The 13,128-nt window shown below is 59.3% G+C and carries 10 protein-coding genes; 6 read left to right on the top strand and 4 right to left on the bottom strand.

The window, feature by feature from the left end; genetic code table 11:
• Position 1: 1 nt before the first annotated feature.
• From ACQY1J_RS00475 to dhaL (ACQY1J_RS00460), 4 genes are all read left to right on the top strand, one after another.
• Positions 2–994 (top strand): dihydroxyacetone kinase subunit DhaK, encoded by a 993-nt coding sequence (locus tag ACQY1J_RS00475; protein ID WP_430249680.1) that lies wholly within the window; start codon positions 2–4, stop codon positions 992–994.
• A 10-nt stretch (positions 995–1,004) separates the two neighbouring features.
• A complete protein-coding gene (gene dhaL, locus ACQY1J_RS00470) occupies positions 1,005–1,652 on the top strand; it encodes a dihydroxyacetone kinase subunit DhaL (protein ID WP_062578284.1) in 648 nt (215 codons plus the stop codon).
• Between the two features lie 192 nt (positions 1,653–1,844).
• Entirely contained in the window at positions 1,845–3,914 is a 2,070-nt protein-coding gene (locus ACQY1J_RS00465) for a bifunctional sugar-binding transcriptional regulator/dihydroxyacetone kinase subunit DhaK (RefSeq protein ID WP_244473985.1), read from the top strand.
• Between the two features lie 43 nt (positions 3,915–3,957).
• Positions 3,958–4,602: a dihydroxyacetone kinase subunit DhaL gene (dhaL, locus tag ACQY1J_RS00460; protein ID WP_430249979.1), complete on the top strand. Its 645-nt coding sequence runs from the start codon at positions 3,958–3,960 to the stop codon at positions 4,600–4,602.
• 285 nt (positions 4,603–4,887) lie between these two features.
• Here the strand turns inward: dhaL (ACQY1J_RS00460) and ACQY1J_RS00455 are convergent, their stop codons facing one another.
• The 4 genes from ACQY1J_RS00455 to ACQY1J_RS00440 all read right to left on the bottom strand — a co-directional run bounded on the left by ACQY1J_RS00455 (position 4,888) and on the right by ACQY1J_RS00440 (position 9,558).
• Positions 4,888–7,056 (bottom strand): methyl-accepting chemotaxis protein, encoded by a 2,169-nt coding sequence (locus ACQY1J_RS00455; RefSeq protein ID WP_246454166.1) that lies wholly within the window; start codon positions 7,054–7,056, stop codon positions 4,888–4,890.
• A 474-nt stretch (positions 7,057–7,530) separates the two neighbouring features.
• Positions 7,531–8,277: a histidine phosphatase family protein gene (locus ACQY1J_RS00450; RefSeq protein ID WP_092663313.1), complete on the bottom strand. Its 747-nt coding sequence runs from the start codon at positions 8,275–8,277 to the stop codon at positions 7,531–7,533.
• A 158-nt stretch (positions 8,278–8,435) separates the two neighbouring features.
• The gene (locus ACQY1J_RS00445; RefSeq protein WP_430249677.1) at positions 8,436–8,822 is read right to left on the bottom strand and encodes an SgcJ/EcaC family oxidoreductase; all 387 of its coding nucleotides are present in this window, start codon (positions 8,820–8,822) and stop codon (positions 8,436–8,438) included.
• On the bottom strand, positions 8,809–9,558 hold the full coding sequence (locus ACQY1J_RS00440; RefSeq protein WP_244473975.1) for a GntR family transcriptional regulator: 750 nt from the start codon (positions 9,556–9,558) through the stop codon (positions 8,809–8,811). Before ACQY1J_RS00440 ends, ACQY1J_RS00445 begins: the two co-directional genes overlap by 14 nt.
• Positions 9,559–9,738: 180 nt before the next feature.
• On the opposite strand from ACQY1J_RS00440, the gene ACQY1J_RS00435 reads away from it, so the two are divergent.
• The gene (locus ACQY1J_RS00435) at positions 9,739–11,571 is read left to right on the top strand and encodes a gamma-glutamyltransferase family protein (RefSeq protein WP_430249676.1); all 1,833 of its coding nucleotides are present in this window, start codon (positions 9,739–9,741) and stop codon (positions 11,569–11,571) included.
• 32 nt (positions 11,572–11,603) lie between these two features.
• On the top strand, positions 11,604–13,124 hold the full coding sequence (locus tag ACQY1J_RS00430; protein ID WP_430249674.1) for an ABC transporter substrate-binding protein: 1,521 nt from the start codon (positions 11,604–11,606) through the stop codon (positions 13,122–13,124).
• Positions 13,125–13,128: the final 4 nt, after the last annotated feature.

Here is a 13,128-nt window from a genome sequence, read left to right as displayed (position 1 = left end):
CATGCAGCGTTTCGTCAATAATCCTGATCTTGTCGTCGAAGATACGGTCAAGGGCTTCGTCAAGGCCCATTCCGATATCGTCCGGCTTGCGGAAAACCCACGTGTCGTCGTGGCGAAGAATGCGCCTGTCAAAGGCAAGGTCGGCATCGTCACCGGCGGCGGTTCGGGTCATGAACCCGCCTTCATGGGCTACACCGGCAAGAACATGCTGGATGCGGTGGCCATTGGCGAACTCTTCTCCTCACCGACGGCCAAGAGCTTCTCTGACGCATTCCGGGAGGCAAATGGAGGCGCAGGAGTGGTGTGCCTTTACGGCAATTATGCCGGCGACAACATGAACGTGAAGATGGCAACCAAGCTTGCCACCAAGGAAGGAATCGAGGTTTTGACGGTCGTCGCCAATGACGACGTCTGCTCGGCTCCCCTGTCCGAGCGGGAGAAGCGCCGCGGGGTCGCCGGCGAGATCTTCATGTGGAAGATCGGTAGCGCCAAGGCCAGCCAGGGCGGTTCGCTCGAGGAGGTTCGCGCCGTCGCGCAGAAGGCGATCGACAACTGCCGGTCGATCGGCGTGGGCCTTGGCCCCTGCACACTTCCCGCCGTCGGCCATCCCAATTTCCAGATCGAGCCCGGCACGATGGAAGTCGGCATCGGCCACCATGGCGAGCCTGGGGTGCGGGTCGAACCGCTCAAAAAAGCCGAAGACGTTGCAAGGGACATGGTGAAGATCGTGCTCGACGATCATGACCTGCCGGCCGGCGTCGAAGTCGCCGTGCTCGTGTCAGGCCTCGGCGCGACGCCGCTCAACGAACTCTACATCCTCAACGATACGATCGAAACCGAGATTTCCGCGCGTGGCCTGAAGGTCTACAAGACCTTCATCGGCAACTATTTCACGTCGCTCGAAATGGTGGGAGCGACCCTGACGGTCATGGCGCTCGACGACGAAACTAAGCCGCTTCTCGATCTCGAGACGCGCTGCACCATGCTGCTTTAAGGACCTGGCGATGCAGACTTTCCTCAATGCCCACGCGGGCGATATCGTGATTGCGATCGCCGACCGCATCATCGAAAACCGCGCCTATCTCAGTGAGATCGACGGCAAGATCGGTGATGGTGACCACGGCGTCAACATGGCCAAGGGCTTCGGCATGACGTCCGAGCGCCTCAAGACCCAAGACGTGTCGCTGGCCGAAGCCTTCGATACGCTCGGCACTGTGTTGATGACGGAGATTGGCGGCTCTATGGGTCCGCTTTACGGCGTGATGTTCACCGAGTTCGCAGAAACGCTCGAAGGCAAGGATGTCGTTGACGCTCGCCTCTTCTCGACAATGCTTCATATGGGCCTTGCCGGCATTCAGTCGATCGGTTCTGCCAAGGTTGGCGACAAGACGCTGATCGACGCGTTCGTGCCGGCCATCGAAGCGTTCGACAGCACGGTCGCAGGCGGACAGTCCTTTGCTGACGCGCTGGCGGCGATGACCGAAGCCGCCGACAAGGGACGTGATTCCACCATCGACCTCGTCGCGAAGATCGGGCGCGCCAGCCGTCTCGGCGAACGCTCGCTTGGCGTTCTCGATGCCGGTGCCACGTCATGCGCCTTGATCCTCAAGGAAATCGCGAAGGGCGTGTCAGGCAAGTTGCAGGCGCCCTGAACTCAGCAAACCTCCCCCAGGACCGGGCGACCTGCCTTTTCGGGCAGGTCGCCGTCGAATTCCAGAAATAAGAAGCCAACATCGATAAATTGTCCTAAAAAATTCCGGCGGCCCGGATAGCTCGGCCCCGTATCGACTGTCGGAGCACGTTTCGGATTGACACCAGTGAAGACACAGCAGTCCGGCAAGGCGATGATCGGCACCAACGATGTCGAACACGCCCGCGAGGGCATGTCTCTGAGATATGGCGACGACCCCCTCGTCTGGGCCTGCTGGCTCTATTACGAGGATGGTCTTACCCAAGGCGATATTGCTGCCACGATGGGTGTGTCGCGCGCCACGGTGAACAACTATCTCGCAGAGGCGCGTGAGCGCGGCATCGTCAACATCGCCATCGAACCCGCCCGGCTTGCGTCACTGACCATCGCGCGCGAACTCAAGCGGCATTTCGGGCTCGTCGACTGTCTTGTCGTCCCCAGCGAAGAAACCGGCAAATCGCTGATCGAACGGATCGGTGCTGCCGGCGGCCAGGCATTGCAGCGTCTGATCAAGTCGGGCGATACAGTCGCCGTTTCCTGGGGGCGCACAATGCTTGCGATCGGCGAAGCTGCCCATGTTCCCGGATTGCAGGATGTCACGGTCATTCAGGCGGCGGGCGGAACACGGGCAAGCTTTTCCTATACGCCGGAGCTTTGCGCAGCGGCTGTCGCCGGGGCCGTTGGCGGCAGGCTCGTCAACATATCCGCCCCCGCCATCCTCTCGTCTCGAACGATGCGTGACGCTCTGTTGGAAGAGCCGCTGGTGGCCGATCAGTTCGGCATGCTGTCGCGTGCCAACAAGGCACTTTTTGGCATCTCGTCACTGAGGCCGAATTCGACCATTCACACAAGCGGCTTTTTTGAAGACGTGGCGCTGCAGGATTATCTCGCGAAGGGCGCCGTCGGCGCCGTCTCTGGCCGCTTCATCGACGGCCAGGGGCGTCCGGTGGCAGGGCCGCTGGACGAGCGCCTGATCGGCATGTCACTCGACATGCTCAAATCGGTCGGCCTCCGCGTTGCTGCGGCCGGAGGATTCGACAAGGTGCCAGCGATCCTCGCTGCCCTGCGCGGCGGCTATGTCAACGTGCTGATCACCGATGCGGCGACCGGACGGGGTATTCTGAATGCCGACGGCGTGACCGTGATCGACCAGATGCTTGCGCAGCGCCCTCGCTCGGAAAGCCCGTCTAGCCAAGGGACAGGGACGCGGACGCGCAATCGCGTGAAGAAGTTCCTCAATGATCCGGATCATGTGGTTGAGGAAATGCTGGAAGGCGTCGTTCGGGCGCATCAGAAACATCTGATGCCCGCCGGAAAATCCAACCGGGCGTTGATAGCCAGGGAAGGTCCGCGGCCCGGCAAGGTCGGTCTTGTCATCGGCGGCGGCTCCGGTCATGAACCCTGCTTTCTCGGCTATGTGGGAAAGGGGCTGGCGGATGCGGTCGCCGTCGGCAATGTCTTTTCCTCCCCGCCGCCGATGCCGATCCTGCATTGCGCCCGGGCCGCTTCGGGTGATGCCGGTGTGCTTTTCGTCTACGGCAACTATGCCGGGGACGTCATGAACTTTGAGATGGCGGCAGAAATGGCCGAGGCCGAGGGCATCGCGGTGCGCACGGTCCTGACCACCGATGATGTCGCCTCGTCCTCCATGGAAGACCGGGACGGCCGACGTGGTGTCGCCGGCAATTTCTTTACCTTCAAGATCGCCGGTGCAGCCTGCGACCGCGGTCACTCCCTCGACGCGTGCGAAGCACTGACACGCAAGGCCAACTCCCGCACATTCACGCTGGGTGTCGCACTCGAAGCCGGCTCTATGCCGCAGACGCGCCGTCCGAGTTTCGAGATCGGGGAAGACGAGATGGAGTTCGGGATCGGCATCCATGGCGAACGGGGTGTCAGTCGCGAGAAGATCGAGAATGCCGACGCGATTGCGGACAAGATTATCGATCGCATATTTCACGAGATGGGGGCGATCGCAGGCAGCCGTGTCGCCGTACTGGTCAACTCCTTCGGTGCAACGCCATTGATGGAGCTCTATATTCTGTTCAGGCGTGTCGAGCAGAGGCTGAAGGCCAAGGGCATCGAGATCGAAGCAAACTGGATTGGCCACTACTGCACATCATTGGATATGGTCGGCGCCTCGATCTCAATCCTTCATCTCGATGACGATCTGTCTACTCTGCTCCATCATCCCTGCGACACTGCGGCGTTGAAAATAGGGTAAGGCAGGGCTTTCAATGGCACAGTGCAACAGTTGGAGGGAAATGGTGCACGGAAATGATGCGCGCTTACTCAGCCGAATGTTCAATAAGATCTCCGATGCGATGGCCAAGGAGAAGGATTACCTGACCGAGCTTGATGAGGCGATCGGAGACGCCGATCACGGCATCACGATGTCGCTTGGCTTCAGCGCTGTTGCGAGTGAATTGTCGCGGAGCGATCTAGACAGCATGACTGCCGCCGAGGTCATGGCGGCTGCTGCGACCACGTTTCTCGATGCGGTAGGCGCATCCACGGGCCCGCTCTATGCGACCGGCTTTCTCCATGCATCCGATCGTATGAACGCACATCGACCTCTCGATGCCGCTGGCCAGGTCGCGATGCTGAGAGCCATCACAACCGGCATTCAGCAGCGGGGCAAAGGGATGCGCGGAGACAAGACCATGCTCGATGCCTGGATGCCGGCAGCCGATGCGGCGGAGGCGAGATCCGGCGAACCCGGACACATTTGGTCCTCGGCCTGCGAAGCGGGAGAATTGGGCGCCAAAGCAACGCAATCCATAATCGCGCTTCGTGGTCGCGCCGCAAGACTGGGCGAACGCTCGCTTGGCCATATCGACCCGGGCGCTGCCTCCGCGGTCGTGATCCTCAAGGCGATGCGCGAAACCTTCGACGGGACGGCATCTGGCTGACAATTGGGGACGTTGGCCGAAATCTTGCACGAGCATGTGAAGATGTTTGAGGAGCGCGTCTCTCACTGTCACTTCGTCCATCGCGGTCACGATGACCCGAGCACGCGGCTGGGGGTGTCTTGGTGGCTGCAGATCAAGCTAAAGATGTCGTGACAGCTGGAAGCTTCTTTTCACCAACCAGCACGGATCAGCCTCATACAAAAGCCGCCGAAAGGATTTCTTCGGCGGCTTTTACGGTTCACTCTCTGCGTGTGCTTTGGGAGGTTAGCCGGGATGCCGTGAAGCTTATGCCACGCGTCTGGAGAAGGACGAGGTCACTCGGGTCATCAACCGGTTCGAAGGAGCTGGAGAGTCGCCGGATTGATGCGAGTGGTGAATGCCACCTGCCACTGATCCTGTCTCGAACATACCAACGAGCTGGAAGAGCGTTTCGGCTTCTCTCGCGAGAGAATGGCTCGCTGCGGTGGATTCTTCCACCATAGCGGCATTCTGCTGCGTCCCCTGATCCATCAACGAGACGGCATGGTTGATTTCCTTGATACCCGTAGACTGTTCGCGCGAAGCTTCCACGATCGAGAGGACGTTCACGCTGATTGCCTTGACCTGATCGACGATCTGCCCAAGCGCCTCGCCCGTTTCGCCGACAAGGGAAACGCCGCTTCTGACATGTTCACCGGATTTGGCGATCAGGCTCTTGATGTCCTTGGCGGCGCTTGCGGACCGTTGCGCAAGTTCGCGAACTTCCTGCGCGACGACTGCAAAGCCCTTGCCGGCGTCACCTGCCCGGGCCGCTTCCACGCCCGCATTCAGTGCCAGAAGATTGGTCTGGAACGCGATTTCGTCGATGACGCCGATGATGGTGGAGATCTCGTTGGATGACGCTTCGATCGCATTCATTGCGTTGATTGCGTTCGTCACCACGAGGCCCGAGTGCTCGGCGTTCTTGCGCGTTTCACTGACCAGGCGACCTGCTTCTTCTGCGCGACGCGTCGTGTCGGCAACCGTGGTGGTGATCTGCTCAAGGGCTGCTGCGGTCTCCTCGACAGATGCTGCCTGCTGTTCGGTGCGCCTTGCAAGGTCGTCAGCCGCGGAGCGGATCTGGTTCGAACCGGCCGAGATCGCCTGCGCGTTGCCGCTGACGTCCACGATCGCATCTTCGAGACGCTCGATCGCACCGTTAAAGTCGACGCGGATCTTGTCGAGGCGTTCTGCAAACGCCTGGTCGATCCGATGGTTCAGCTTGCCATTCGCCATGGCACCGAGGCCAACGGCGAGCGTATCGACTGCGAACTGCACTTCGGCTGCTTCTTCCGCCTGACGCTCGTGCTGCTCGAGGCGCTGACGTTCGGACATCGAACGGTTAGCCTGCGCTTCCGCTTCCATGCGCAAGGTGTCCTGCGCGTTCTGCTTGAAGACGGCAACAGACTTGACCATGTCGCCGATTTCGCTTCGATCTGCAATGGCATCGATTTCAGCCTGTGCGTTGCCGGCCGCGAGCTCACGCATCGTCTGCACGATCCGCGTGACGGGACGGGTGATGGAGCGGGTGACGATGGTCGCGAGAACAGCAACGACCGCCAGAACGCCCAGCGAGGTGAAGACCGAAATCAGGAAATTCCTGTGCTGAACCGCAGCCGAAGCGGACGCATAATCCTTTAGCTCCAGACCGGTCTGGTCTTCCACTGTCTTCAGCGCGTTGATGCGGTTGGTCGAAGCCTTATACCAGTCTTCACCGGAAATTCCACCCATCTGTCCGCCGAACGGAGCCTTCAGCGCGACGCTGCGCTGCTTCTCGACAAGCTGACCGGCATCACTCGCAAGGGCCGTCTGAAGCGCGGCACGCTGCGGTGCGCCTGCATAGCTGTTGAAATCCGCAAAGTAGACGTTCTGCATGACGCCAAACTTCACGAACTGCTGATATCCTTCCGGCGAGAAACTACCGGCCGCGAATGCTGCAGTGCCGATCATGCGTTCCTGACCAGCGCGTTCCTTACCCTGCAGAAGAGCCGAGTAGGCAACAATCCGGTTTGAGATCGTGCTGTCGCTGGTGAGCGAACTCATGGATCCGATCAGTTTGATGAGGCTACCGATCGTATCCTCGAAATAGGACGCAATATCAGGCACGCCTGCCTTTAACGCCGTAACCTCGTCACGCATTGTCTTGAGCTGGTCGAGCTTGGCTTGGGCCGAGAGCGCAAGCTGCTGCAATTCAGGGCCACCCGGAGCTTCGCTCGTCGTCAGGTTCAAGGCCTTGAAACTGGCGAGTGCTGCATCCGCTGCGAGACGCTGCTTCTCCAGGAGCGACCCGAACTCACCGAGGCCCTTGGCACCGACGAAACCAGCGGAAGCACCGCGCTCCTTCTGGATTTCATGGATGGCTGAGCCAATAACGGGCGCCATCGAAGAAATTTCGGCGACAGATTGCGCTTCCGAAGCCTGCTCAAGGCGCTTCATATTGTCCTGTACGACAGCAGCGATCAACGCAATGGTCGGGATCGACGCTACGAGAACGACCCGCGTCCTTATTTTCAAATTTCCAAAAAACCTCACGTAGGCCTCGATATCTTGCTGAATGAGCTGCAGGAAAACTGCCAAGGCTCAATGGTAGGACGATACCGATCCTTATAGAGAAAACGTATTGAGGCTTGGTTACCGTGCCTAGAATCTCATCGATGACAATTGATATCAAAGGCAAGTGTCCAAAATAGCGATTAGTCGATTGTCAGCTGGTATTCTCCGCCACCGGCATCAGTACGTCACCATCGCTGATTTGCGGGACGTTGAACGGAACCAGCCATCGCTCGAGGTACCCGACAAGCGAGCCCGGTTATCGATCTGCAGTGTCATTCGGCGGGTGTTATCGGGATACCCATACTCAGCTTGATATCTATCGCCGGCAAAAACGAGGTCCAGTTTGGTCAAGGCATTTCACGCCTCCGGCTCTGGCCTGATCGTTAGCTCTGCGCCATACGCCTGTCGCAGATCGTTCTGACCAGGCTGACGGTCGGTCGCCTGGTGCAACAGCGTCGAGGTGTATCCCATTTCGCGCGTTCCCTCGATCAGAGTGATGTCAGCATTCCCGGGATTGTCCGAACGTTCGAACCAGTCGACAGGATGCTGCAGAAAATTCATCTCGAAGGCTCGGTTGGTGACACCATGGCCGACGATCACCACGTTGTCGTGGCCGTGTCGGGCCTCGTGCATGATCGTCTGCAGGAACAACCGCATGCGCTGTGCAACATCGGCGCGGCTTTCACCATCTGGCGGCCGGGCGTAGAATTTACCGCTGTTGCTACGCAGTCTCGCCCACTTCTCGAATTCGTCGGGAAACTTTTGCTTCCGCTCGGCGTGGTCATAGATTTCAGTAAAGAGGCCGAAATCCTGCTCCCGCAACAGATAGTCCTCGCGCACCTTGCCAATGCGTTCGACAGGCAAGGCTTCAAGGAGCGCGTCCTTGCTTTGCCGTGTCCGCAGGAACGGTGAGTACCATACGCGCAGCGTTTGCACCCCCCGCCCGGTCAGGCCGGACATATAGGCCGCGATCACAGCCCCGGCTTCGGCGGCCTGGCGATGTCCCCACTGCGTCAGCGGTACGTTGTGATCTCCAAACTGGCTGTAAGCCCGTTCGTCGAGGTTACCGAGGGATTCGCCGTGGCGAACAAGAAAAACGCGCATCAGCCATCCCGCTGCATAGGTTTAGATCCGACGGCTACCATGGGCGCGCGCCTGACGATCAGCAACCCAGTCGGCAAGAGCAAAGCTTGCCTGTTATCCCTTGATGTCAGATCGGTCGCGACAACAAGTCGACTGAGCGAACAAGCATACGCCATATATTACATCTCGATCTGCGAAACGTGGTTGAGGGCGATCAGCCACCTTCCTTCGCGCTTGCGCATCAGCCGCGTGTTCACTCCCGTCTGATTTCCCGCTGGGCGGATCAGCTGGTAGTTGCTGATGAGCTGGGCTGCGTCGTCGCACAGGATTTCGATGCGGATATTGGAAAAGGTCAGCTGACCTTGCGAGCCCTCGGACCCGCCATAATCGCTGATGTAATGGTCGAGCGTCGCCTGCCAATCCTTCTGGACGCGGCCGCGGGAAACAAAGACGACATCCGGGTTGGCAAAGCCAGCCATGTAGCCATGAAAGTTGCCGGTATTCCACGCTTGTTGCATAACGCCAATGACGTCGCGGATGGCCTGTTTTTCATCATCCTGCGTCATCATGAGCCTCCTTATTATCCAGCGGATCATTGTCCTGGATGGTCTTTACCTTCTGCTGCTGACGCCTGACCAAAACCTCTTGCGCGGCCGAGACCAGATGCCGCCTCAGTGCGTTTTCGGCGGCTTTCGCATCCTGCTCGAGAACCGCGTCAACGATTTGCTGATGCTCGTCACACGATCGTTTCAGACGCCCCACGTCCTTCAGCTGATATTTCCGGAAGGGAGCAAGCTTCAACCGCAGCGTTTGCGCTGCACTGATCAGATCCCTGTTGTGGCAACCCTGAAACAGCAGGCTGTGAAACTCCGTGTTAACGGCGTTGTAGCCAACGTGGTCTCCATCCTGTGCGAGGCCGTTCATCTCACGATGCATGGCTTCCAGCTCAGCCCGTTCGCGCATCGTCATGCGCTGGGACGACAGCCTGCCGCATGTCGCTTCCAGTTCCGCCATGGCCTCGAACATTTCGTCGATGCGCTCCGTGGAAATCTGGGTGACAATGACGCCCTTGAATGCTTCCCGCTCGGCCAGTCCCCGGCCGCACAGGATGCGAAGAGCCTCACGGACGGGCGTGCGAGACACCTGGAACTGGACCGCGAGAGAGTTCTCGTCGAGCCGCGATCCAGCAGCAATTTCCCCTGTGATCACAGCTTCTTCCAGCTGGTCGGCGATAACATCGCTACGAGCTTTTTTCAGTGGCGTCCGTCCATCCAGCATAGGTTTCCTTCCCCACAAGGTCACACACCATCCTATCGCGACGAAAGTAAATTACACAACTGACTTGCCATGCGCCCGAATAATATACAATGTGTCCACAGAGGACGGGATTGTATCCCAAAGGGACGTTGGAGGCAATTTGCGTGGAGATAGACAATGGTCCTGTCTCCGCTGCCGCCTTCACACGAGGAGTGAGTGAAGCAAATGACATTTACCACCCGACCGGAACTGCGCGGCACCTTTGGGGCAGTTTCGTCGACGCACTGGCTGGCTTCGACCGTTGGTATGTCTATTCTCGAAAAAGGGCACACGGCGTTCGATGCGGCCGTGGCAGCTGGTTTCGTACTGCAGGTGGTGGAGCCGCACCTGAACGGCCCCGGCGGCGAAGTTCCCATTATCGTCACCCCAGCGGGCGCCGATGCTCCTGTTGTCATTTCGGGTCAGGGCCCATCTCCTGCGAAGGCGACCATTCAGTATTTGAAGGAACTTGGTCTGGACATCATTCCCGGGACAGGGCTTCTCGCAGCCTGTATCCCGGGCGCTTTTGGCGCATGGCTCACGCTTTTGCGAGACTACGGACAGGCTGAACTCGAGGAAGTTCTTGCCCCGGCGATCTACTATGCAAGGACTGGTCACCCGCTGGTGCCGCGCATCGCAAACACGATCGCATCGATGCAGGAGCTGTTTCAGACGCACTGGCCAACATCGGCCGCCGTCTATCTGCCAGGCGGTGCCCTGCCCCAGTCGGGCAAGCTCTTTCGCAACCCGCACATTGCCGACATGTACCAACTGATCCTCGATCAGACGAAATCGGCCGGCAGCCGCGAGGCGCGGATCAATGCCGCACTAGATTTCTGGTATCGCGGACCGATTGCCGAGCAGATCGAGCAGTTCTGCGAAACGCAGGAAGTATGGGATGTCTCAGGCCGACGACACAAGGGCCTGATCACAGCGCAGGATATGGCAGACTATACGCCATCGATCGAGAAGCCGGTGTCGGTAACTTACGGCGATTGTGAAGTGTTCAAATGCGGACCTTGGTCTCAAGGGCCGGTCCTCTTGCAGATGTTGCAGATCCTCAAGGGAACCGACATCGCGGACCTTGACCCGATGGGCTCAGAGTTCGTGCATCTCGTTGTTGAAACCGCGAAGCTTGCCATGGCTGATCGCGAGGCCTGGTACGGCGATAGCGTCGACGTACCGATGGCGACACTCCTGTCTGCAGATTACGCCGACATCCGTCGCGCTCTGATTGGTCGCTCTGCATCTCTTGAGGTGCGTCCAGGCTCGCCTGACGGTCGCAACCCCAACCTGCCGCCCCTGCGCGCTGTGGGTACAATTATGCAGCCCGGGCTTGGCGGCGGCGAGCCGACGGTCGCGCGCGAGCAGCCGTTGGCCAACGACCGGCAGGGCGAACCGGCGCTGACCCGCGAGGGTGCTCAGCGCGGCGATACCGTGCAAGTCAGCACGATCGACCGATGGGGCAACATGGTTTCTGCCACGCCGTCCGGCGGGTGGTTCCAATCAAGCCCCGTCATTCCAGGTCTCGGCTTCAGCCTCACGACCCGCGGCCAGATGTTCTGGTTGGAGGAGGGTCTCAACTCGTCGCTGATGCCATCGACAAGACCCCGCACGACCTTAACGCCCACCACCGTCTTCCGCGATGGCAAGCCCTACATGGCGTTGGGAACTCCGGGCGGAGATCAGCAGGACCAGTGGCAGTTGATCATGCTGCTGCGCCACTTGCACAAGGGAATGAACCTGCAGGAGGCGATCGATGCTCCGTCATTCCATACCGATCACCTGCCGAGCTCCTTCTGGCCGCGAGAAATCAGCCTCGGTGCGGTGACGCTTGAATCGCGCTTCTCCAACACGGTCTGCGAGGATCTGGCAGCACGCGGACACAAGATCACAGTGGGCGACGCATGGTCGGAAGGGCGTCTGTCGGCAGTTGCCCGCGAAATGGACGGTGACGTTCAACTCGTAAAGGCCGGCGCCAATCCGCGGGGCGTACAGGGCTACGCCGTTGCCCGATGAATGAGACTTTTCGAATAAGAGAGGGAATAGCGATGAAACCACACTATCTCGCACTGGCCGCCACACTGGCGCTCGCAGGCATTCAAGCGACAGCTGCCCCAGCGGCCGCACAATCGACGCTCAATATCGGCCTTCAGGACGATCCGGATACGCTCGACCCCGCAACCAACTGGAGCTTCGTTGGTCGCCACGTTCTTCAGTCGCTGTGTGACAAGATCGTCGATATCGATGAGAAGGGTGAGATCATCCCGATGCTGGCTGCCAGCTGGAAATGGGGTGACGACAGCAAGACGCTGACGCTAAAACTGCGCGACGATGCCGTCTTTCACGACGGAACCAAGGTCGACGCTGCCGCAATCAAGTACAATCTCGAGCGGGCTCTCAATGCTAAGTTCTCGCGCCGCAAACCTGAAATCAGCTCCATCAGCACCGTCGACGTAGTCGATCCGACAACCGTCCAGATCAACCTGAAACAGCCATCGGTACCACTGCTGGCAGCGCTCAGCGACCGCGCGGGCATGATCGTTAGCCCGACTGCAGCTGAAAAGCTCGGTGAGAAGTTCACCGATGCTCCGGTCTGTTCAGGCCCCTACACCTTCGCCGAACGCGTGATCCAGGACCGCATTGTCCTTGCGAAATTCCCAAAATACTACAACGCCGACAAATACCACTTCGATCGGCTCGTTTATCGCGGCATGCCCGACTCGAACGTGCGGCTGCTCAACCTTCGTTCCGGCCAGCTCGATGTGATCGAACGGCTCGCTGCGACCGAAGTCGAAGCCGTGAAGGCGGATTCATCGTTGGCCGTGGAGCCGGTCGTCGGACTTGGATATTACGGCGTGACATTCAGCATTGGTGGCGAGGGGGCTAACCTCGATGCCGGCAAGAAGGCAGCAATCCGCGAGGCGTTCAGCCTTGCAATCGACCGCCAGGCCATCAGCGATGTCGTATTCGACGGTCAGGCGAGCATCGGCAACCAGCCGTTCCCGCCGTCAAACCAATACTACGATAAGAATTTCCCGCTTCCGGAGCGGGATCTGGACGCTGCCAAGAAGAAGATGCAGGAAGCCGGCGTCGAATCCGTCGATCTTGAACTTCTGGTGCCCACCGATGCCGAACGTCAGCAGGTTGCCCAGCTCATCCAGGCGATGGTTGCCGAAGTCGGAATTAACGTCTCGATCAAGCCGACAGAGCTGATGACCCTGCTCGACGTTGCTCGCCAGGGCAAGTTCCAGTCGCATCTCGTCGGATGGAGCGGACGGGTCGATCCAGACCTCAACATCACGCCGATGCTGTCTTGCGGTGCTCCGACCAATGACGCGCATTACTGCAACGAGGAACTCGACGCGATCCTGGCAAAAGCCCGCGCATCGGGAGACGTCGAGACCCGCAAGGCAGAATACAGCAAGGCAATCGCGATCCTCCAGAAGGACCTTCCGATCGTCTACATGTATCATTCGCAGTGGATCTTCGCGCACAATTCCAACATCACCGGCCTTGCGCCCGCTCCGGATGGCATCATCCGCCTGAGTGGTGTGAGCCGGAAGAATTGATGGC

The organism is Neorhizobium sp. DAR64860/K0K1, assembly GCF_050500205.1.
Taxonomy (GTDB): domain Bacteria; phylum Pseudomonadota; class Alphaproteobacteria; order Rhizobiales; family Rhizobiaceae; genus Neorhizobium; species Neorhizobium soli.
The sequence above is the reverse complement of the archived record's forward strand: the minus strand, read 5'-3'. Positions and strand labels throughout refer to the sequence as shown.

Coding starts and splice junctions, on each gene's coding strand:
- ACQY1J_RS00455 (WP_246454166.1), bottom strand. CDS start 7,056: ATGAAGCGCCTTGAGCAGGCTTCGGAAGCGCAATCTGTCGCCGAAATT.
- ACQY1J_RS00465 (WP_244473985.1), top strand. CDS start 1,845: ATGATCGGCACCAACGATGTCGAACACGCCCGCGAGGGCATGTCTCTG.
- dhaL (WP_062578284.1), top strand. CDS start 1,005: ATGCAGACTTTCCTCAATGCCCACGCGGGCGATATCGTGATTGCGATC.
- ACQY1J_RS00450 (WP_092663313.1), bottom strand. CDS start 8,277: ATGCGCGTTTTTCTTGTTCGCCACGGCGAATCCCTCGGTAACCTCGAC.
- ACQY1J_RS00445 (WP_430249677.1), bottom strand. CDS start 8,822: ATGACGCAGGATGATGAAAAACAGGCCATCCGCGACGTCATTGGCGTT.
- ACQY1J_RS00430 (WP_430249674.1), top strand. CDS start 11,604: ATGAAACCACACTATCTCGCACTGGCCGCCACACTGGCGCTCGCAGGC.
- ACQY1J_RS00475 (WP_430249680.1), top strand. CDS start 2: ATGCAGCGTTTCGTCAATAATCCTGATCTTGTCGTCGAAGATACGGTC.
- ACQY1J_RS00435 (WP_430249676.1), top strand. CDS start 9,739: ATGACATTTACCACCCGACCGGAACTGCGCGGCACCTTTGGGGCAGTT.